Here is a 20,258-nt window from a genome sequence, read left to right as displayed (position 1 = left end):
GCTGCTTTATCAGCTTTTTCAGCTGCAGCGACGGCTGCTTCCGCGTCCGCAATCTTCGTATCCACGTCATCTGGAATGCCGTTGTTGTTCGCATCATTAATTTCTGGAGCATTTAGAGGAGCTAAGGAATCAAGAGTTCTATTCATTTGCGCTTTTTGCTCAGCAGCTTGAGTCGGTAAAGTCTCTACTTTTTGACGTGCGGTTTGAATTTTATTATTAACAGCACTAATCTTGCCTTCAAGTTCTTGCTTCTTAGCAGCGTTGACTACACCTGTCTTAGCTGTTTCGATCTCTTGTTTTAATTTAGCATGTTCAGCAACTGCTTCATCAACTAATTTTTGAGCATCCGCAACTTTTTTATCTATAATTTTTGCTCGAATATCAGCTGCTTTAGCTGTTACTTCGGATTGTTGACTAGCCTTTGGTGAAGATGCAACTAACGTTTGCCCAGAAGTAATAGCATCTTTAAGAGCCTTGTGCTCTGGAATTTTTTCATCTAGTTGTCCCTCTGCCAAGCCCTCTTGAATGGCTTTTTGCAAATCAGAAATATCTGCTTTTGATGGAGGAGTAACCTCAAGTTGGAAAGTCATTCCATCCGAATAATTTCCTGAAGAATCTTTAGCCACAACTGTTATATTATAGGTATTTACATCGCCTGTCACTATACCTGTTATCTTTTTAGATTCATTATTCCAAGTTAAGCCAGATGGAAGCCCTGTAATATTTGTAATTGTTGGATTCTTATCATAGTTATCCGTGATAGCTAGTTGGATATCTACTGTTCCTTCTTGCTCAACCGTTTGCTTCTGTAATTGGCTAATTACAGGTTTCTTCGTATCTTTAACTTTTAAAGTAATCGATGCATTCGTTGTTAAGTTGCTTGTATCTGTAGCAGTTACGTTTATTACTGTGTCTGCTACTTTATCTGGAGTTCCGACAATATAGTAATGCTTACGTCTTTCTTTAGTAAGCTGCTCACCTGATTGATCACGCCCAGATGTTGCAAGAACCGTATCTTCTTTTTCCTCAACAACCCATTCTAAACCACTAGGGAGAGAAGAATTTAAAGTTAAAGTCACTTGGTCATTACTATTATCTATAGCTACAACCTCATATTTAATCTCATTAGTTACAGGTTGGTTAACTTCATAAACTATTTCTTTTGTTACTAATTCTGGTGCCTTAATATCAGTATATGTATAAACAATTAGAGATGGATCATTTTGAAAATGTGTATATACTCTACCTTCTTCTTGTCCTGATATGACTTCAGCTTTAGTAGGTCTATCTGGATATGCCGTTTTTTGCCAATAACTCCCAAAATATTCAAATCCATTACTTCCTTCAGGAACATAATTAGTTAAGAATGAGAATGGAGCATTTACATAATCCCGATACAATTCTTCAGGAACAATTTCACGATTGGTTGCCTTATTTATGTATCGATAAACTACTACTGCTCGCCCAGTAAATGAAAATTCTTCAAATTGAACTTCTTGTTTATTATATGCTCCACCGGTGGAAGCTGAAATATTCAATTTAAAAAGATTGTTATATTTACTATCTCGATTCCTATTTGCTGCATTAATCCAATCAGATATATTACGTCTCCATACTTGACCCGCATAGGTAACTGTCATGACTTTTGAATCGGCATCATAGTCTACCGTATAATTTTGAAGTGTATTATCAGTTGGTTGAACATTTAAGAATTGCGGATTTTCTTCTTTACTACCATTTCTCTTAAAATAATCTTGAACTTTTCCGCTATTATCTGTCGAGAAGAAGGCACCATAAGCCCCAGTTTCTTTACGCGAGGAGAAGCGTTTAATATCATTGATAGGTGTATCTCTCTCAATTTGTCTATCACTTGGCTTAGAAGTGTTATGATAGGTATCGAGTTTAAACCCAAAGGAATTTTTCAATCCTGCTAAGGCGAGACCTGCACCTTCTTTACCTGTATCACGGGTTGGATCAGAATTGAAGACGAAGCTAACCCCGTCACCCCCATTACCATGCGTTTCATACTTGTCTCCTAAGTTAACTTTTCCTTTAAAAGTAAAAGATTTTGAAGCATCTAATGGATACATTAAATTAAGCTGCCCTATTTGGCTTCTATCATCATCGGTAAGTTTAACTATCCCTGTTGCTGGATCATAGTTAATCGGGTTATAGTTAGGATCATTCGACTTGCCTAGTATATGGAAGTAATCTCCTATATTATCATTTTTTACTTTAACACGATAATCTTCAGCATAAATATTACGTTCATCTCCTAAAGCAAATTTACGTAATGGTTTTTTAGAAGTATCTATCTTATGAGCCGTTCCAGATTCGTTAGCTCCTCCTACTTCACGCGTACTATCAGCTACGTTCCGCAAGCTTGCTTCACTACTTAAAGAACGGCGGGCTCTTCTTGAGCGTTTGTTTTCAGTTGGAGCTGTTCCAGCTGTCTCTTCCATGTAGCGTGGGCTTGAGAGTCGAGCGTTAGGGCTTAGATTGGAGGTCAATTGAGCCTTAGCTGCGTCTGTTTTTAAGTTAGTCCGTGTTGGGAAAGTATTGTGTGCTGATTCAGAAGTATTGTTAGCGGCCATCAAGCTATCTTGAACTTCATTTACTCGAGACTTCTCACCCATTTGATGATGTGTTTCGGCTGTTTCTTCCTTGGCTACTTCTTTGTTGTCTTCTTTAGAAGAATCTTCGACTTTAGTCTTATCGTCCTTGCTGGTATCGGATGTAAGCGCAGGCGCTTCAGCAACTTGAAGAGCATCTAACCGTGCGGAAAGTTCTGCTTTCTCTGGGCCTTCATCCAAAGCATTGACAGCTTCTAGAGCTGTATTTTTTGTGCTTTGAGCTTGGCTGATAAGAGCAAGTAAAGATTCCCTCTCTTGGTTGGTAATGATCTGATCTGCCTTAGCTGCTAGTAAACTAGTTTGAACTTGACTAACCGCTTCTTCAGCTGCACTAATAGCGGCTTGTACCTTGGCTAAAAGAGCCGGATTGAGGTTGGCTGGCTCCACCTGCTTAGGTAGATTAGCGGGCTTTTCTACTAATATGTCTTCCGGGGCTTCTTGTGGAGGGGTAGAGGTATTAAGATCCCCTTCGCTAGTGTCACTGCTTGCATCAGAGCCCCCACTAGTCAGACTAGCTTCTCCCAATGATAACTCGTCTGCCTGAACAGTTAAGCCTTGACCAAGTAAGATACCCGCAGCAACAGCTATTGAGGCGACTCCGACACCTAATTTACGAATACCATACTGTGTCAGCTTTTCTCCATTCTTTCTTTTTCTCATATAGGTATTATTTTTACCAAACATATAATAATTCTCCTTATCTTATTAGTACACGAGATATGACGATTAACCTCCCTCCTCATATAATATATTTTTTCGAGTAACGAACTATCAGTAAGACTAATAGCAATTTTTCCTTAATTAACGGAACTACTCCTCTTTAAATCATAGCGTCTAACTTTGATAATTTCACTAGCTTCAAACGAAATCTGTATCATCTTTTTTTATTTTTTTAAAATTTTGGCACGCTTATAAGTGAATATAATGTTCCTAAATCTCTTTATTTATGTTTTAATATATATATTATTCTATTTTTAACTTTCATCTTATTTTATTTTTCTAGTTTTTTCTTTCCAATGATTAGGAGAAGCAAAAAATTTATTCTAGAGAAGGTGACAATCAAAAAAGGCGACTTGCATACCTCTTAGTCGTCTTCTTTGATGGTTAAAATAAAAATAAGGGAGGGATAAGTACCTTTATGAAGACAAATACTTCGGATAACATTACTAAACTTCTTAGTAAGTTAGATCAGCGTCGTCTAAGTATTATTGAATATCTGATTTCAAGCCAACAAAAGATTATATCTATACAAGAGATCAAGACACATTTCAATGTTTCAACGCAAACGATTATTTCTGACCTCAAACACTTAATCCAATTATTTCCAGATAAACTTCAATTCGAGGTAAAATATAAATACATTCGACTAAGTGAAGACTTTCCTCCTCAAGCTAATGAATTCTACCAATATTACTTCCATACTAGTGTCTACTTCGTATTTATCCGTGTTATCTTTAGTCGGAAAATTCATTCTATCACTTATATGCAGAATAAACTTTTCGTAAGCCGATCAACGCTCTACCGCATTATAGATAATATCAATGCTTTCTTTGATAAATTCTACCCAGGCCTTAAACTGAATCTAAAACCATTTACCATTGAAGGACCAGAGCGAAGGATTCGAAAATTTTATTATGACTTTTTCGAATTTGGTTATAATTTAACTGAATGGCCCTTCACTGAGGTTTCCCATTCGAATATTAATAATTTATCCTTATTTCTAAGGCACTTCATCCCCAGCTTAAGTCTCTATTCGAGTCATCCGATGTTTCAAATTATTCTCGCGATTAATTTAATTCGTTGTATGACAAATAATTTGGTAACCGATAGTTGTCTACCGAAAGACTTATCTGCTTTAGAAGAAAATCTCATTAACGCCAAAGCCCAATTCTCTATCTACCATCTCGAAAACGATGCGGGAGTCTCTATTGATACAAACACAGTGCGTCAATTACTGGTTGGTCTAGCGCCGCACTCAACTTACCTAGCTATCAACTCCATGGAGGAAGTTATCCAATCCTGCGAAAAAAGTTCAAAAGCAGCCGAAACTTTCTACAACGAAGTAGATGCCTTGATTGACCAGCATCAGCTCACAGCTCTTGACCAGGACAAGAAAGAGTTATTACTCTTACTACTCTACAATTGTTGTCAGGACGATAGGAGCCTTGACTCTGCTTACACTCACAACAACATGAGTTTTACGACTTTAGAGATGAGTAATCTAAAGGAAAAATGGGAATTATTCGTTCCCGGTTTTTATACTGAATTTTATAAAATTCTAGAGAATTTTCAGAAGCAGTTCAGTCATAATATTTCTAAGGAAAGAACTGAAATTATGTTTTCATACTTCTATTCCTTCTATCCATTGACGATAAACCATTTCAATAAGGACTATAATCAATTATATATTGGAGTGTATACTAGCCGCTCCTACATCACAGAAGAACTGTGCAATAAACTCCAAGTTCTCTTTGGTTCACTTGTCAAACTTCAAAAGATTACGGATACTTACGCCATTGGAAAAATAGCTCATTCAAAATTAGATATCCTACTTACCACTTATCCTTTAACAAATATCGAAAGAATTGCTGTTCGTACCATCTCGTCAGAACTTACTCTAGATGATCTAAGTTGGATCTACAATATGATTAATCATCTTAAGTTCAACAATAAACGCCCAAACTAGACAACTGATACTTTGAGATAGTTTATTTTCCACGCCCAAACCCCAACAGTTTCAACAGCTGTTGGGGTTCTTTCATTAAATATTTCAGATAGAAATATTATTGGAGGTAATAATCGATCTTCAATGTTCTGGCAAAAATTAGGAGAAGTCTTCTTAACATTCAACAAAAGTCTCTGCACCACCCACTAATACCCCATATGAATCTCCGTCGCGGTTTCTTCATTGAATTGACTATTGTAGAGGTCAGCATAGAAGCCACCCTTGGCCAGGAGTTCATCGTGAGTGCCGTGTTCGATAATATCCCCCTGCTGCATCACGAGAATCATGTCAGCATTGCGGATAGTGGATAAGCGGTGGGCAATCACGAAGGAAGTCCGCCCCTGCATAATCTTATCCATAGCCTCTTGGATCAATTGTTCCAAGCGGGTATCGACGGAGGAGGTAGCCTCATCGAGGATCAGAATATTCGGATCCGCAATCACCGCCCGGGCGATGGTCATCAACTGCTTCTGCCCAAGCGAAACGTTGGAAGCTTCCTCATTAATTTCCATCTGATAGCCACCAGGTAGGGTCTGGATAAAGTGGTCCACATTGGCCACCTTAGCCGCTTCAATGACCTCATAGTCCCCCGCATCCAAGTTACCGAAGCGGATATTCTCCATCACCGTATCATTGAAGAGCCAAGCATCTTGGAGGACCATGCCAAAGTTCCGCCGCAGGTCTTCACGGGAAACATTCTGGATATTCACCCCGTCCAGTTCAATGCTGCCTCCATCAATATCGTAGAAGCGCATCAAGAGGTTGATCAGGGTCGTCTTCCCAGCACCGGTCGGCCCAACCACGGCAATCATTTGCCCCGGTTGCACTTCGAAGTTCACGTCTTTCATCAGTGGGTTCTCAGAATCATAACCGAAGCGGACATGGTTGAAACGCACATGCCCTTTAACTGGCCGAGGCAGGGTCTGGCCTTCGCTAGCTGAGCTGATTTCTTCCTCATCCAGGAAGCTAAAAATCCGTCCTCCCGCTGCGAAGGCGCTTTGGATCAAGCCAGACAATTCGGTAATCTGGTTAATCGGCTGGTTAATCTGCCACACATAATTCAGGAAGGCTTGGAGGTTACCAACGGTCAGTACCCCCTGGAAGCTCTTCAGCGACCCGAAGAAGGTAATAACAATGTAAGAAATATTGGAGATAAAGCTGAGCAAGGGTTGGAGAATGGTGGACAAGAAACTTGATTTAAAGCCAATATCGCGCAATTGCTTGTTGCGTTTTTTGAATTCCTCAATCGATTCTGCCTGGCGGTTGTAGACCTTAATCTCGGTAAAGCCAGATAAATTTTCTTGGGTATAACCAAAGAGATGGCCCAAAGCATCCGCCTGTTCCTTAAAGATAGGCTGGGAATAGTGGATCACCCGCCGTGCCACGAAATAGCTCACCGGTAACATGACCAAGCTAATTAGGGCCAATTGCCAGTCAAGGAGTAGCATGGAAATCACGGCTAAAGAGATTTGCAAGACCCCAATAAAGAGCTGCATGGCGGACTGCTGCATGGCATTGGAAATCGCATCCACGTCATTGGTCATCCGGCTTAGGATATCCCCGGTTTGGTTCTGGTCGAAATAAGCCACCGGTAGACGGTTGGCCTTACGCGAGATATCCTGGCGCAGGTCGTACATAGCATCCTGGGTGGCATTGGTTAGGAAGTAAATGCCCAGGTATTGGCCCGCTTGGAAAAAGAGCTCCCGTACCAGGTAAATGGCTAGGATCCGAATCAAGTAAGGGAAGTTAATCCCTGCTCCAGGGACCCCCTTGACCATATCCATCACATTGTTGGCAACCTCTGTAATCGCCAAGCCGAGGACAAAGGGTTCTAAAGCATTGGCGATAGACATCACGACAGTGGCGAAAATCGCCAGGTAGAATTGTAAGCGATAGGGCCGCAGATAGGTCCAAATACGCTTCATGAGTTCACTAGATTTCATCGAGCCAATTCCTCCTCACTAAGTTGGGATGAGGCAATATCGTAATAGAGCGGGGACGTCTTCAGAAGTTCCTCGTGGGTCCCCCGTGCCGCAATCTCCCCATGATCGAGCACAATAATCTGGTCCGCATGCATGATGGTCCCCACACGCTGGGCCACAATGATGGTTGTCGCATTCTTGGTCTCTTCCTTGAGGGCTTGGCGGACAGCCGCATCGGTCTTATAGTCGAGAGCGGAGAAGGAATCGTCAAAGATATAAATCTCCCGTCCCCCGATAATGGACCGGGCAATAGACAAGCGTTGCTTCTGTCCACCTGATAAGTTACTTCCGCCCTCAGACAGCTGGGTATGGTAGCGAGTCTCTAAGCGCTCGATAAATTCACGGGCCTGGGCAATGGAGGTTGCTTCATCCATATCATATTCCGTCGCATCAGCCTTGCCGTAGCGTAAGTTGTCGGCAATCTCCCCCGTGAATAAGTTAGCCTTCTGCGGGGTAAAGCCAATCTTGTCCCTCAAGACAGCCAGGTCCAAGTCTCTAACGTCTACCCCATCAACCAGGATAGCCCCCTTGGTCACATCGTAGAAACGTGGAATCAACTTGACAATGGTTGATTTCCCTGAACCTGTTGATCCGATAAAGGCCACCGTTTCCCCTGCCTTGGAGCTAAAGGAAATATCTCTCAAGACCGGCTCTCTAGCATCCGGATAAGCAAAGTCCACATGACGGAACTCCAAGCGCCCGCTGCCATCGGTCTCCATCACAGGATGGTCAGGATTTTCAACCGTAATCGGCGTGTCCAAGACTTCCTGGAGCCGGCCCGCCGACACCACCGCCCGCGGATACATCATATAAATATTGGCAAAAAGCATGAGGGAAATCAGGATGTGGAAGGCATACTCGATGAAAGCAAAGAGATTGCCCACCTGGAGTTGCCCCTGCTCAATATAACGCGATCCCACCAACATAATCATAATAATCGTAATATTAATGAGAAAACTGAAGACAGAAGGGGTCACCGCCACTAACTTGAAGAGCTTCTTGGTGAGCCGCTTGTAGAGACTGGCCACCTTGGCAAAGCGCTTCTCAAAATAGCCCTGGCGGTTAAAGGCCCGCACAACCCGGGTCCCCGTAATGTTCTCACGCAGGCTCTGATTGATCCGGTCCAAGCTCGCCTGCTGGTCTTCTGAAATCGGCAGAGTCAGTTTGGACATAAAGAGGACCAAGAGTAGGATAATCGGCACAATGGGGATAATATAAGCCCCTAATGCCGGCGAAATGGTTGTAATCATAAAGATCGACGCCGCAATCATCAAGGGCGATGTCATCCCAGTCCGCAACATAATTTGCGTAAACTGCAAGAGAATAAAGGCATCCGTTGTAATTCGTGTCGTTAACGACGGCACCCCAAGTTCTTGGAATTCATGGTGGGACAAGGTCTGCATCTTCGCATAGACATCATTGCGGATCTTCATGGTCATATCGTTGACGATCTTACTGATAAAGTAAGACGCCATCAGCTGACCAACCACCCCAACTAAGGCAAAGACCACCATATAGGCCATATAACGGTAAAAGACAGACATATTACCTGCCACAATGGCGTGGTCAATAATAAAAGCGACCATGGTTGGTAGGCCTAGAGTCACCGCTACAAAAGCAGCCATGCCTAGAAACAACATCAATAAGTCGCCAGGATATTTCTTCAGATATTTCCAAATAAACTTCAAAGCGCAACACCCCTCCATTTATAAATAATCATAGAGCCATCAACATTAGCTCGCCTAGTCATTATAGGGGCTTACCAGCAAAAGTTCAAGCTTGCTTACTCAAAAAATCCTGAAGCTTTACCACATCGTATGAGTGAGCATCCGTTAGGCTTTTGAAGTTGGTCTTTAAATGTTTAGAGGGAACTGCTCACACCCTGTAGTCAGGCTCAGGCTAGCAGAAATAGCTTCTCTTCACCAAAAACCAGAGGTCCACTTCTAACCGCGCGCTCTCACACCCTAGGCGGGTTCGCAAAGGCAGAAAGGGAGTGACTTCAGCAAAAGGAAACGATCGGCTGAGAGCCGCTCTTATTCCTTTTGCCTCCAGTCATCCCTTTCTAACCGCCTTTGCTCACACCCTAGGCAAAAAGAAAAAGGCTGGCCTTTCCACAGCTCAGCCTCTTTCGCTATCTTTCAATTTGGAGGAGAAAGATATGAAGAAAAGTTTATTTGGGTTTGTTGGGTATGCTTATACTATAAGGGTCCCCTGTGAATTAAGTGTGAATTTTTCCTTAGCCCTTTTTGAAAAAAATACTAGGATTTTCTAAAGCTCTTGGTCGCTCATTTCTTCTGCCTTAGCCTGGATCAAGAGAGCCCGCTCAGCCTCCGAAATCTCCTCCCGGTTGCGGCGGAGGGTGAAGTGGTCAGGTACCGGGTCAAAACCGCCCTTAATGAAAGGGTGGCAGCGGCAGATCCGCCCCAGCCCCATCAAGCTCCCCTTCAAGGCGCCGTGCTTATCCAGGGCTCGCAGCATATAAGCCGAACAAGAGGGATAGTAGCGGCAAGTGGCAGGAAATAAAGACGAAATATAGGCCCGGTAGAAACGAACGGGGGCTTGGAAGAGGGCCTTAAGCATGGCCAGCCTGACTCGCTTCCACTTGGTCGAGGAGTAGGGCCTGCTTCAAATCATTAGCAGCCTCTTCACCGGCAAAACGTTCCACGAGCTTGAGGGCAAAGTAAGTCGCCGTCGCAGGTCCCCTCGAAGTCATCAACTTAGCGTCTTCATCGACGACCACTAAGTCTTCCTTATGGTCTTTAAAGTGAACAGTCTCTTCAATCCCTGGATAGCAGGTTCCCACAGCTTCTGCCGCAATTCCTGCAGCTTCCAAGATCAGCGGAGAGGCACAGATGGAAGCCAGCCACTTCCCAGCTTGATGGTGGCTTTGAACTAAATCAAGGACAGCCTGGTCTCCAGCTAACTGTTTCGAAGCAGGCATCCCCCCTGGCGTAACGATCAAGTCATAGAGACTGGGGTCAACGTCAGCCAGACGCTTGTCTGCTTGGATGTGAATCTGGTGGTCTCCCACCGTCTCCAATTCGTCCGACACAGAAACCATATCAATCCCGAGGCCAGCCCGGCGGAACCAGTCCACCACAGTTAGAGCTTCCACTTCTTCATAACCACTTCCAAGTAAAATCATTGCACGCATCATAGATTCCTCCTTTACTTAACTTAATTATAGGACTTTCATTAAATTTTGTGAAGCGAAGCTATTGCAGTCTTCTTCATCAAACAAAAAGAAGCTAGGCGACTAGTCCTAGCTTCTCTACTGAGCAGCTCACCTGCTCTTCTATATCATGCTTATTGAACGCGTGAAGAACCGGAGTAGTCGCTTGCTTCTTTGCGGCGACGCGCTTCTTGTTCACGTTCCTTATCGCTCTTATTCTTTTCATAGTCGCTCTTGGTGTAGACTTCGTTAACATGCATGTTAACTTCAACAACCTTCAAACCAGTCATATGTTCAACGTTTTCGCTGACAACTTTAATGGTATCTTTGAAGGCTTTTTGTAAGTCCTTACCGAACTCCCCAATCACTTCAAGGTCGAGAGCTACTTCTTTCTTACCAACTTCAGCGCTTACGCCACGAGTTTCATCTTCCCCGTTATCTGAGAAGAAACCTTTGATACCTGAAGTCATGCCACCTTTTAATTCTAAGATACCATCAATGTTTTGTACGGCATAGTTAGCAATTTTTTGGATGACTTTATCTTCATAGGTTAATTCATTTTCATGTTGAACTTGTTCAGACATTAATAACTCTCCTTTACTTATACTATTACATTTACACTATCTTCACTCTAACAAAAATTACCTAGAAATGAAACCAATATCACTTGATATTGAAGAATTTTAACCAAGCGTTAAGGTCTAATTCTCCGTCGAAGTAAGCGCCCACACAGTAGGCAGCCCCCATCACCACAAAAATCAGCAAGCTCTCAGCGAAGCCAATGCTCATCCATAAGAGGGCAAAAATAAAGCCGAGTACTGCACCAATAATCCGACCACTGTATTGGTCCCAAACTTTCTTTACTTGTTCATTATCCATAATTTGACTCCTCCTGACTATCTAACACGTGGTTGCGCTGGCCGGGTCAAGTGCTTGGCTTGACGACTCTCTGCCGGGCTCACTTGGTTAATCTTGACATCAATCCGGTGCACATCGAGGTGCAAGGTCCGCTGTACGGCTGCTTGAACGCGCTCTTGGATCAATTGACCGAGCATTGGCACATTATCCATCTCACCAACACTCACTTGGATATCGATTTCTGTATCCTCAGGTTTATCGTAGATGGTCACCTTGGCATCTGGATAGTAGATATTCCCCACATGCTTGACTGCACTCAAAGCTGTTGCTTCGATAGCTTGCTTGGATACATTCATATCCCCGCGCGACGCATCCATCACCATTCTCCGGTGCTTACTGGCAACAAATAGCGCTCTGAAGAATAGGAAGACGCAGTATACCAAGAGTAGACCTAAAATCACGGCCACGACCAAACGTAGGGTCCAATTTCCAACTAGGTAACTAATCGCAAAGGCGGATAGGTAAGGAATTGGGTAGAACAAGGAAATGGCGGCAACTAGGGCCAAAATAAAGATTAATGTAACGACAATCTGGATAAAACGACGAAAGCCTCCCATTGAGATCCCTCCACTCTGAAACAAAATATTGCTTTCTTAATACCTTCATTTTAGCGGATACAAGCCACAATAAGCAAATTATACGCTTGCAAAAAGGGTATTTTTTGGGATTTAAAGCAGCTATTCGCCAAAAGCCGAAAAATATCTAATAAAAAAGAGACTGGAACTTTTGTCCCAGCCTCCTATCAGCAGCTTAAAGTCAGAGTCAATTATTTACCCTTATGGTACTTAATAAATTGATAGACATAAGTTAGAACAGCTAAAGAGAAAAACCAAGTGGAAGGAGATAGTAGAGTCTCTTTTAATGTAAAACCTAAATAGTTTTGTAAGATAAACCAAGCAACCAATAAGCCAATATCAAAGATTAAGGCAAAAGGTGAATATATGGTTTCTTTTTTCATTTGATCACTCCTCTTATCCTCATCCTAACAGATCTTCTAACCGCTTTCAAAAAATCGAATTGATTTCCTATAAGTTGCCAGACCATTTCACCCTTTATTAAACTTCGAAGGAATCATTTCCTTTTGTGATACCTGATAAAGCTAGAAACATATGCTAAAACGGCTAGAAATAACAACCAAGTTGATCCGGAAAATATAGCCTCTTTCCAGGAGTATCCTAGGTAAACCTGCAAAACAATCCAGAAAACGAGTAGACCAACATCAAGGATTAAGACAAAAGGTGAATATATAGCTCTCTTTCTCATTCAACCACTCCTCATATCCTCATCCTAACAGGTCTTCTAACCGCTTTCAAAGAATTTGAATCGACTGCCTATAAGTTGCCAGCCATTGAAATAGCCCCCAAAACTCTGTCCAAGTTTTGGGGTCATCACTTGACTGATACGATTAATCCACCATAGCCGTCAAGAGCTCGATATAGCGCTTGGCCAGGTTGGATTGCTTGCGGTAGCTAGCGTGGATATAGCCGATATGGTTGGGTTCTTGGTCGCGGACAGGGATGGTCCGCATCATGGTCTTGAAGGGCGAACTCAAGATTCCTGAGCCAATCAGGTAGGCATCGGTATTGACCAGGACATTGATGGAGCTGCCGCGGTCAGACACCATAATTTGCTGCTGGTCCTTCTTGTCTCCTTCAACCACCTCTTCCGAGAATTGCAGGGTATTGCTCTCCTTCTGCTCAAAGCCTAGGGAGGGATAGGGCTCCAGGTCTTCTAAGCTCACACTGTCTCGGTCAGCTAGGGGGTGGTCATGGCCCACAAAGATATGGACTGAGAATTCACCCAACTCCACAAAGTCCAGCTCATGGCGGTTCAGGTATTGCTGGATGACTTTCTGGTTATTAGGATTCATGTAGAGGATCCCTAATTCACTGTAGGCTGACCGCACATCGTGGAGGACTTCCTTGGTTGAGGTTTCCAGCAAACGGAAGTCTGTCTGCGAGGTGTCCGATTCCGCAATCAGCTGGGAGAAGGCCTCGGAGGCAAAGTCATAGTGCTGGCCCGACACCGAGAAAATCTGCTTGCCCGTTGGCTCCAGGTAGCGTTTCTCCAAGACATCCACTTGGGAGAGGATGTCCCGGGCATAGGAGAGGAATTCGCTCCCTTCCGGTGTGATATAGATCCCCCGCTTGGTCCGCTCAAAGATCTGGATCTGGTATTCTTCTTCTAATTCTTTAATCGCAGTGGATAGACTGGATTGAGCCATGTACAGGCGGCGGGCAGCCTCCCGGAAGGACCCACTATCTGCTGCCACTACAACATACTTTAATTTATGAAAATTCATTGTCGCATCCCTCGCCTCTCTTCTTATCATCACTTACTATACAAAAATAAGCGCGCTTGCGCAAGCAAAAAATAGGGGCCCCAATCTCGGAGTCCCTATCATCATCACTTATTCCTTCATTTAACGAGTTCCCAAAAAAGGGCCGAAAGCTTATCAAAACAAGCTTCTAAGCGGTCATTTTAATCCTTGGACCGAATCACTGACACCTAAAAGCGAACACTGCTTATCGAAATTCCAAAAGTCCCCGATCAGCGCACCACGAGGACATCGCAGTGGGCATGGCGGACAATATAGGATGACACAGAGCCTAAGAGGGCCCGGCGAATGCTGCCTTTACCGGTTGAGCCCACAACAATCAGATCGATATCATTAGCCTCAGCATAGGACACAATCTCATCCTTGGCTTCACCTCTGAGCAGCTTAATCTCGGCCCGATCAAAGCCCAGGGACTTGACGTAAGCTTCATCCTCTTCCAACTTGATCCGGTTCTTGTCATATAAGATATCACTCAGCTTGGTATAATCGCTAGCATCCGTATAAGCACCGAAGTCATCAATCACGTTCAATATAGTCAGATCAGCCCCATGGTGTTGGGCTAAGTCTACTGCTGCTTCTAAGGCCGCTTTGGCGGGTGTCGACCCATCCACAGGGGCTAGAATACGTTTAATCTCTTTCATTATAATCCCCTCCGTGAACTATTTTTTCTACTAACCTAATTATAGCCCAAAAGCAGAGGGAAGCAAGCGCTTTCTAGCTCCTTTGCCTAATCTTTCTTATCGAAGTTAATGGCGTCATATTTTTCAGGATTTTCCTGGAATTTGCGGACAACATAGGGGCAGAGGGCCTTAATTTGCTTGCCTTCTTTAGACATTTCAGCCACCAGGTGGTCCAGCAACTTACCGGCAATTCCTTGCCCGCGCAAGCTCTCATCGACAAAAGTATGGTCAGCAATCACAAAATCCTCGGAAGCTGGGGAATAAGTAATTTCAGCGATTTTTTCGCCTTCTTCTGAACGAATTACATAAGCGTTGTTTTCTTTGACAATTTCATTAGCCATTCGACATCGCTCCTTTCTAAGTCCTATTCTAACATCTTTTACATAAATTTCCCCGCCAGAGCCTTGTCCCCTTGCTTTTACCGGCCAGGTGGTTATACTAGAAGAAAGGAGTCGATCACATGGGATTCAAATTCGATATCACACAGCTCAAAGGTTTCGGCGACCGCTTTGACCTGGCTCAAAAGAAAAAGAAGACAAAAGAGAAAGTGGCTACCAGCGACCTGGACCAGCTCTTCAGCAACAGCTTCCTCCAGGCTCATTCCGACCTAGTCTCCAAGGGTGACCTCCTGGCCCAAGTCGGAGTGGATAGCCTGGAAGCCATGGAAGATTTGCCCAGCGACCGGCTGGACCCTATCATTGCGGCCCATAGCCCCTATGATAGCTACGAAGCCTTTAAACTGGCTGCTATTCGCTACCAACAAGGCTGCTGAAGCCTAGCCTATTTTCCTCATTGATCTCTAGCCATACAATCGGGCTAGAGATTTTTCTTTTGTAAGGCTTTTCTTGCTTTAGATAAGATAAAGTGATATCATTATGATATCAAATAGAATGGAGGACGTTGAAATGAAGAAGAACCAGAATCAAATTGACCAGCTGGGCCAGCAGTTGGTCCACAGCGATAAGATCGAAGAGAAGGTGCTTGTCGGCAAGCAGAAGGGCATGGTCGTCTTGACCGCCTATTTCGTCTTACTAGTGGTCGCCGTCCTAGCCTTTATCTGGGGCATTAACCATAATGTGGGCTTGGTGATTGCCCTAGCTGCTATCTATATTGTATTTGGCTGGATCTTACTCTTTGGTCTCAAGGTCCTCAAACCCCAGGAAGCCCTGGCTCTGACCCTTTTTGGCCATTACTACGGGACGCTCAAAGGCGCAGGCTTCTACTATGTCAACCCCTTCGCCCAGGCCTTTAACCCAGCGGCCCAGACCAAGCTAGGACAGAGCGGAGATGTGAGCGAACAAACAAGCGGGGCCAGCCAAGATAAGGAAGCCATTAGCTTGAACCTCAATCGTCAGGATAAGAAGATCTCAATGAAGGTCATGACCCTCAACAATTCCAAGCAAAAGATCAATGACTATCTGGGCAACCCGGTTGAGATTGGTGTCGCTGTTATCTGGAAGGTTAACGACACGGCTAAGGCGGTCTTCAATGTTGATAACTTCAAGGAATACCTCTCCTTACAAACAGATACTGCCCTGCGCAATATCATCCGCCAGTATCCCTATGACGTCAATCCTCGCGTTCCTATCGACACTAGCGGGGACGGCGAACCTGACGATGGGTCCTTACGCGGGTCTTCGGAAATTGTGGCCCAACGCATCAAGGATGAAATCCAAGACCGGGTAGAATTCGCTGGCTTAGAAATCCTGGAAGCCCGAATCACCCACCTCTCCTATGCACCAGAAATCGCAGCTGCCATGCTCCAACGCCAACAAGCCTCCGCCCTGATCGATGCCCGCGCCATGATCGTAGACGGTGCAGTCGGCATGGTCGATATGGCCCTGGCCAAATTAGAAGAAGAGTCCGTCGTCGAACTCGATGAAGAACGCAAGGCTGCCATGGTCTCCAACCTCCTCGTCGTCTTATGCGGAAATAACGACGTCTCACCCATTGTCAATTCAGGGAGCCTCTACTAGCCTTGGCGAAGAAGAAACAAGTCCCCCTCCGGATTTCCGACAAGCTCTACCAAGAACTCGCAGCCTGGGCAGAAGATGATTTCCGCTCGATCAATGGTCAGATCGAATATCTTCTCACCGCCTGCGTCAAACAGCACAAGAAGAATGGCAAGTACGTGTCTGAAAGCCAGGACGACCACTTCGAACCTGAGCTTGACTAGGGAATATGCCTTCTATCATGACGAAGCATTTCAGCATATATATCGTAAGAATTGCAGGTGAACTTATAGTCAAAGTTCCAGCTGCTTATCCATCAACCATTACCGGCAAAAGGCCTTTAACGCACAAAAAGGAAGCCCAAAGTTATCGCTTTGGCTTCCTTTTTTCTTCTTCTATAAAGATTTAGCGTACAGCATCAAAAGCCTGTTTCAAATCAGTCACCAAGTCCTCATCAGATTCGATCCCCGTCGAAATCCGTAAAATTTCATCTGTCAACCCGTAAGATAGCCGGACCTCTTCAGGAATATCCGCATGGGTCTGGGTCTTAGGATAGGTAATCAAACTCTCCACCCCACCCAAACTCTCCGCAAAGGTAATAATATCTAGGGCCTGGAGGAAGTCACTGATCAAGTCCGTGTCCTTAATAGCAAAGGACAGCATCCCCCCACGGCCAGGATAATTAACCGCTGTCACCAGGGGCTCCTCTTTCAGGTAGTCCACAATAGCCCGCGCATTCTTCTCATGCTGCTTGAAGCGAAGGGCCAAGGTCTTCAAGCCCCGGATTACTAACCAACTATCAAAGACACTCAAGGTCGAGCCCGTTGTGTTCAATTGGAAGTCTAATTTTTCCCCCAGGTCGTCGCGCGAACAGACCACCAAGCCAGCTAGAACATCATTGTGGCCAGCCAAGTATTTAGTAGCCGAATGCACAACGACATCTGCTCCAAGCTCTAAAGGCCGTTGGATAATCGGTGTATAGAAGGTATTGTCGACCACTAAGAGCGCACCGGCTGCCTTGGCCAATTCAGCAATAGCTTCAATATCAAATTCCACCATCAAGGGGTTAGTGGGGGTTTCAATAAAGACCATGGCCGTCTCTTCCTTCAAGGCAGCCTCCAAAGCTGCTTGGTCCAAACAGTATTCAAATTGATAGATCCCTAATTCTTCCATATGGTGGAAGTAACGGTAAGACCCCCCGTAGAGATCTTGGAGGGTAACAATCCTGTCGCCAGCCTTTAAGAGACCTTCCAGGACTAACTGGATAGCTGCCATCCCTGAAGCCGTTGCGAAGCCATATTTGCCCCCTTCGAGCTCTGCAATCCCCGACTGTAAGACATCTCTAGTCGGATTCGCGGTGCGCACATAGTCATAGCCCGTCGATTCCCCCAAGTGTGGGTGGGCATAAGCCGTACTGAGATAGATCGGCGTATTAATCGCCCCCGTCCGCGGATCGCTGTGGTTACCTAGCTGCGCCAAAATCGTTTCAATATGTTTCATATTCATCTGCCCCTGTTCTCTATATTTATCATTCATCATAGCATGGAATCCTTAGCTAAAAGCGATTAATAAGAGAACACCTATGTTCGCCAAAAGCGATCAATCATTTTTCCTCCTGATCACAATCAAAAACACCCCAGCTTGCGACATAAGCTAGGGTGCAGCTAGGCAATGACAAAGATTGCCGGCTAATTTTAATAAAAGAAGTAAGTGATCACTAACATGGTGATTAAAGCAACGAAGTGACAGCCACCGACAATCGCAAAGGAATCACGATAAGTCGACTTCTGAGGCAGATGCGTTAGAGAACTAAAGGTAATGTAAGCTCCGGCATGGGGGAGGAGGGCAAAGATTGAAGAGGCCACACCTGAGATCCGGTGAACGACAACAGGGTCAACCCCCTCAGCAATAATCTCTGGTGCCATCGTATTGACTAAGATCCCCACTGTCCCTGAAGAAGAACCAGTAATTGCCCCCAAGGCAACGGACACAATAGTCAAGCGTAAGACTGGGTTGGCAAGAACACTGTTTAAGAAGGTCACAATGAAGTTAAAACCTGTCGACTCAATCAAGACCGTCCCGAATGCCACCGTACTCCCCATAGCTAGGGTTGGCATTACAGCATCTGCTGCCCCCTCATTCAAGAGTTCCTTATCCGAAGAATTCAAATACTTTCTGAAGAAAATAGCACAGAGTAAAACAGCCGCTAGGAGGGCAATGACAACAATATTAGTCACTTCACTAAACATAAAGATAATCGCAATCAAGACTAACATCGGCAAGATACTCAAGAAGAAAGGTGGAATATCTTCCTCAGCCACTTCCTCTTCATCCAGATCAGATTCATCAGGATCTTCCATCTCTTGGTCCGTATCCTCCAGGTAAGAATAGAAAGTCTCACCATTGGCCAAGCTCTTATCTAGACGGAATTTCATATAGACTACCCCATAAATAAAGGCTACAATCGACGCCCCGAAACCGAGCAATTTCCCAGCCGTCATCGATGTGCCCAGAGCTTCTGCTGGGATAACATTGGTTGGTGAAGGGGTCCCTGGCAGCATGGTCATCGTAATTGACGCCACCCCTAAGAAGACAGGGATACAGATCAAGCGCCAGTTAATATCCAGTTCCTTAAAGACCGAGTGAGCAATTGGAATAATCGCGAAGTAAACAATTACCGAGTTGATCCCCCCATAGGAAATTAAAAGCCCAATAACAGCGAGAGCAAAGAGAGCATTAAAAGGTTTGTCCCGGCCCACAATCTTTAAGACTGTCCGCGCAATCGAAGTCGTCGCATGGGAATCCTGCATGTACTGTGACAGAATCGTCCCCAAGATAAACAGTGCGAACATACTGACAAAGAAATCACCCACTGAAGCCAGATAAGACTGCTCAGGTCTGAGCATCCATTCCAATACATTCATGCGATTCGTTACTAAGACTACCATTGTCGCTAGAGGAGCCCCAATTAATATATTGAGCCCCTTAGCTGAAAAGAGGATAATCAAACAGATGGCAGCTAAAACGCCAATAAATCCAATAATTTCCATAATAATCTCCTTATATTAAGTTATCCATTTTAATTTAGTCTATCAAATAAAAAAACAAATTGCGAACATGACCGCTTAAATTAACCAATAAAGCAAGAAAAAAGACCTAGTTTGAACTAGGCCCCTTAAATGAAGCTACAGATGGGATTTGAACCCACGACCTCCGCCTTACCAAGGCGACGCTCTACCGACTGAGCTACTGCAGCAAACTATAAAAGAAAAACTCCGCAAGTAGGACTCGAACCTACGACATCTTGATTAACAGTCAAGCGCTACTACCAACTGAGCTATTGCGGAATAATAAACTGCGCGGCAGCGTCCTAGTCTCACAGGGGGCAACCCCCAACTACATTCGGCGCTAAGAAGCTTAACTGCTGTGTTCGGCATGGGAACAGGTGTGACCTTCTTGCCATTACCACCGCACAATTTCTATTTAGTTGAGAAAAGCTTGTTCTCTCAAAACTGAACCTGCTCGTAATTACCCAACCACTCATACAATCTTATCCTTTGGATAAGTCCTCGACCGATTAGTACTGGTCCGCTCCATATATCGCTATACTTCCACTTCCAGCCTATCTACCTGATCATCTCTCAGGGGTCTTACTACTTTAAAAGTATGGGAAATCTCATCTCGAGGGGGGCTTCACGCTTAGATGCTTTCAGCGCTTATCCCTGCCGCACATAGCTACCCAGCTCTGCTCCTGGTGGAACAACTGGTACACCAGCGGTGCGTCCATCCCGGTCCTCTCGTACTAAGGACAGCTCCTCTCAAATTTCCAACGCCCGCGACGGATAGGGACCGAACTGT

The 20,258-nt window shown here is 44.5% G+C and carries 19 protein-coding genes, 2 tRNA genes and 2 rRNA genes; 5 read left to right on the top strand and 18 right to left on the bottom strand.

The annotated features are described in order from the left end of the window. Window positions 1-3,317: lectin-like domain-containing protein (locus tag QP339_RS09505; RefSeq protein ID WP_284911307.1), on the bottom strand; the 3,317-nt coding region annotated here is incomplete at its 3' end. A gap of 454 nt (window positions 3,318-3,771) precedes the next feature. On the opposite strand from QP339_RS09505, the gene QP339_RS09500 reads away from it, so the two are divergent. Then, entirely contained in the window at window positions 3,772-5,319 is a 1,548-nt protein-coding gene (locus QP339_RS09500; RefSeq protein ID WP_284911306.1) for an AcpB/EbpR/MafR family transcriptional regulator, read from the top strand. Window positions 5,320-5,504: 185 nt separating this feature from the next. On the opposite strand, the gene QP339_RS09495 is transcribed toward QP339_RS09500, so the two are convergent. Both QP339_RS09495 and QP339_RS09490 read right to left on the bottom strand, forming a co-directional pair. Beyond that, window positions 5,505-7,301, bottom strand: a complete 1,797-nt coding sequence (locus QP339_RS09495; protein ID WP_284911305.1) for an ABC transporter ATP-binding protein — start codon at window positions 7,299-7,301, stop codon at window positions 5,505-5,507. Further along, window positions 7,298-9,028 (bottom strand): ABC transporter ATP-binding protein, encoded by a 1,731-nt coding sequence (locus QP339_RS09490; protein ID WP_284911304.1) that lies wholly within the window; start codon window positions 9,026-9,028, stop codon window positions 7,298-7,300. The genes QP339_RS09495 and QP339_RS09490 overlap by 4 nt, the downstream gene beginning before the upstream one ends. Window positions 9,029-9,333: 305 nt before the next feature. Between QP339_RS09490 and QP339_RS09485 the strand changes: the two genes are divergently transcribed. Beyond that, window positions 9,334-9,612: a hypothetical protein gene (locus QP339_RS09485; protein WP_284911303.1), complete on the top strand. Its 279-nt coding sequence runs from the start codon at window positions 9,334-9,336 to the stop codon at window positions 9,610-9,612. On the opposite strand, the gene yidD is transcribed toward QP339_RS09485, so the two are convergent. The 9 genes from yidD to QP339_RS09440 all read right to left on the bottom strand — a co-directional run bounded on the left by yidD (window position 9,609) and on the right by QP339_RS09440 (window position 14,789). After that, entirely contained in the window at window positions 9,609-9,920 is a 312-nt protein-coding gene (gene yidD / locus QP339_RS09480; RefSeq protein ID WP_284911302.1) for a membrane protein insertion efficiency factor YidD, read from the bottom strand. The genes QP339_RS09485 and yidD overlap by 4 nt on opposite strands. Then, window positions 9,913-10,494, bottom strand: coding sequence for a DJ-1 family glyoxalase III (locus QP339_RS09475; RefSeq protein WP_284911301.1), 582 nt, complete (start codon window positions 10,492-10,494; stop codon window positions 9,913-9,915). Before QP339_RS09475 ends, yidD begins: the two co-directional genes overlap by 8 nt. 152 nt (window positions 10,495-10,646) lie before the next feature. Further along, the gene (locus QP339_RS09470) at window positions 10,647-11,096 is read right to left on the bottom strand and encodes an Asp23/Gls24 family envelope stress response protein (RefSeq protein ID WP_284911300.1); all 450 of its coding nucleotides are present in this window, start codon (window positions 11,094-11,096) and stop codon (window positions 10,647-10,649) included. A 79-nt stretch (window positions 11,097-11,175) separates the two neighbouring features. Then, a complete protein-coding gene (locus tag QP339_RS09465; RefSeq protein ID WP_070618126.1) occupies window positions 11,176-11,391 on the bottom strand; it encodes a DUF2273 domain-containing protein in 216 nt (71 codons plus the stop codon). A 17-nt stretch (window positions 11,392-11,408) separates the two neighbouring features. Continuing rightward, the gene (amaP, locus tag QP339_RS09460; protein ID WP_070618130.1) at window positions 11,409-11,987 is read right to left on the bottom strand and encodes an alkaline shock response membrane anchor protein AmaP; all 579 of its coding nucleotides are present in this window, start codon (window positions 11,985-11,987) and stop codon (window positions 11,409-11,411) included. Window positions 11,988-12,196: 209 nt separating this feature from the next. Continuing rightward, window positions 12,197-12,388 carry a hypothetical protein gene (locus tag QP339_RS09455; protein WP_284911299.1) on the bottom strand — a complete coding sequence of 64 codons (192 nt, stop codon included), beginning with the start codon at window positions 12,386-12,388 and terminating at the stop codon, window positions 12,197-12,199. 447 nt (window positions 12,389-12,835) lie between these two features. Then, window positions 12,836-13,732 (bottom strand): LysR family transcriptional regulator, encoded by an 897-nt coding sequence (locus tag QP339_RS09450; RefSeq protein ID WP_284911298.1) that lies wholly within the window; start codon window positions 13,730-13,732, stop codon window positions 12,836-12,838. 248 nt (window positions 13,733-13,980) lie between these two features. Further along, entirely contained in the window at window positions 13,981-14,409 is a 429-nt protein-coding gene (locus QP339_RS09445) for a universal stress protein (protein WP_067973799.1), read from the bottom strand. Between the two features lie 86 nt (window positions 14,410-14,495). Continuing rightward, complete coding sequence (locus QP339_RS09440) at window positions 14,496-14,789, bottom strand: GNAT family N-acetyltransferase (protein ID WP_070431542.1); 294 nt, start codon at window positions 14,787-14,789, stop codon at window positions 14,496-14,498. Between the two features lie 119 nt (window positions 14,790-14,908). Here QP339_RS09440 and QP339_RS09435 point away from each other — a divergent pair, with 119 nt between their 5' ends. The 3 genes from QP339_RS09435 (at window position 14,909) to QP339_RS09425 (ending at window position 16,624) form a co-directional block, all read left to right on the top strand. Then, window positions 14,909-15,220 (top strand): hypothetical protein, encoded by a 312-nt coding sequence (locus QP339_RS09435; protein WP_284911297.1) that lies wholly within the window; start codon window positions 14,909-14,911, stop codon window positions 15,218-15,220. Window positions 15,221-15,413: 193 nt separating this feature from the next. Beyond that, the gene (locus tag QP339_RS09430) at window positions 15,414-16,424 is read left to right on the top strand and encodes an SPFH domain-containing protein (protein WP_284911309.1); all 1,011 of its coding nucleotides are present in this window, start codon (window positions 15,414-15,416) and stop codon (window positions 16,422-16,424) included. A 2-nt stretch (window positions 16,425-16,426) separates the two neighbouring features. Further along, window positions 16,427-16,624, top strand: a complete 198-nt coding sequence (locus QP339_RS09425; protein ID WP_070431540.1) for a type II toxin-antitoxin system antitoxin — start codon at window positions 16,427-16,429, stop codon at window positions 16,622-16,624. Between the two features lie 181 nt (window positions 16,625-16,805). Here the strand turns inward: QP339_RS09425 and QP339_RS09420 are convergent, their stop codons facing one another. The 6 genes from QP339_RS09420 to QP339_RS09395 form a co-directional block, all read right to left on the bottom strand. Beyond that, window positions 16,806-17,939, bottom strand: coding sequence for an aminotransferase class I/II-fold pyridoxal phosphate-dependent enzyme (locus QP339_RS09420; RefSeq protein ID WP_502869665.1), 1,134 nt, complete (start codon window positions 17,937-17,939; stop codon window positions 16,806-16,808). Between the two features lie 155 nt (window positions 17,940-18,094). Further along, window positions 18,095-19,450, bottom strand: a complete 1,356-nt coding sequence (locus QP339_RS09415) for a GntP family permease (protein WP_284911296.1) — start codon at window positions 19,448-19,450, stop codon at window positions 18,095-18,097. A gap of 133 nt (window positions 19,451-19,583) precedes the next feature. Next, window positions 19,584-19,656 (bottom strand) — tRNA-Thr (locus QP339_RS09410). A 17-nt stretch (window positions 19,657-19,673) separates the two neighbouring features. Continuing rightward, a tRNA-Asn gene (locus tag QP339_RS09405) sits at window positions 19,674-19,747 on the bottom strand. Between the two features lie 10 nt (window positions 19,748-19,757). After that, window positions 19,758-19,873: ribosomal RNA gene (gene rrf / locus QP339_RS09400) — 5S ribosomal RNA — on the bottom strand. An 84-nt stretch (window positions 19,874-19,957) separates the two neighbouring features. Further along, window positions 19,958-20,258 (bottom strand): 23S ribosomal RNA (locus tag QP339_RS09395); the annotation flags it as partial.

It is taken from the genome of Aerococcus sp. UMB7834, from assembly GCF_030215145.1.
Taxonomy (GTDB): domain Bacteria; phylum Bacillota; class Bacilli; order Lactobacillales; family Aerococcaceae; genus Aerococcus.
The sequence above is the reverse complement of the archived record's forward strand: the minus strand, read 5'-3'. Positions and strand labels throughout refer to the sequence as shown.

Bases quoted from the DNA above. Each gene is read 5' to 3' on its own strand.
- QP339_RS09475 (WP_284911301.1), bottom strand. From the start codon at position 10,494: ATGCGTGCAATGATTTTACTTGGAAGTGGTTATGAAGAAGTGGAAGCT.
- QP339_RS09435 (WP_284911297.1), top strand. From the start codon at position 14,909: ATGGGATTCAAATTCGATATCACACAGCTCAAAGGTTTCGGCGACCGC.
- QP339_RS09450 (WP_284911298.1), bottom strand. From the start codon at position 13,732: ATGAATTTTCATAAATTAAAGTATGTTGTAGTGGCAGCAGATAGTGGG.
- QP339_RS09455 (WP_284911299.1), bottom strand. From the start codon at position 12,388: ATGAAAAAAGAAACCATATATTCACCTTTTGCCTTAATCTTTGATATT.
- yidD (WP_284911302.1), bottom strand. From the start codon at position 9,920: ATGCTTAAGGCCCTCTTCCAAGCCCCCGTTCGTTTCTACCGGGCCTAT.
- QP339_RS09470 (WP_284911300.1), bottom strand. From the start codon at position 11,096: ATGTCTGAACAAGTTCAACATGAAAATGAATTAACCTATGAAGATAAA.
- QP339_RS09495 (WP_284911305.1), bottom strand. From the start codon at position 7,301: ATGAAATCTAGTGAACTCATGAAGCGTATTTGGACCTATCTGCGGCCC.
- QP339_RS09500 (WP_284911306.1), top strand. From the start codon at position 3,772: ATGAAGACAAATACTTCGGATAACATTACTAAACTTCTTAGTAAGTTA.
- QP339_RS09415 (WP_284911296.1), bottom strand. From the start codon at position 19,450: ATGGAAATTATTGGATTTATTGGCGTTTTAGCTGCCATCTGTTTGATT.
- QP339_RS09420 (WP_502869665.1), bottom strand. From the start codon at position 17,939: ATGATGAATGATAAATATAGAGAACAGGGGCAGATGAATATGAAACAT.
- QP339_RS09445 (WP_067973799.1), bottom strand. From the start codon at position 14,409: ATGAAAGAGATTAAACGTATTCTAGCCCCTGTGGATGGGTCGACACCC.
- QP339_RS09465 (WP_070618126.1), bottom strand. From the start codon at position 11,391: ATGGATAATGAACAAGTAAAGAAAGTTTGGGACCAATACAGTGGTCGG.
- amaP (WP_070618130.1), bottom strand. From the start codon at position 11,987: ATGGGAGGCTTTCGTCGTTTTATCCAGATTGTCGTTACATTAATCTTT.
- QP339_RS09440 (WP_070431542.1), bottom strand. From the start codon at position 14,789: ATGGCTAATGAAATTGTCAAAGAAAACAACGCTTATGTAATTCGTTCA.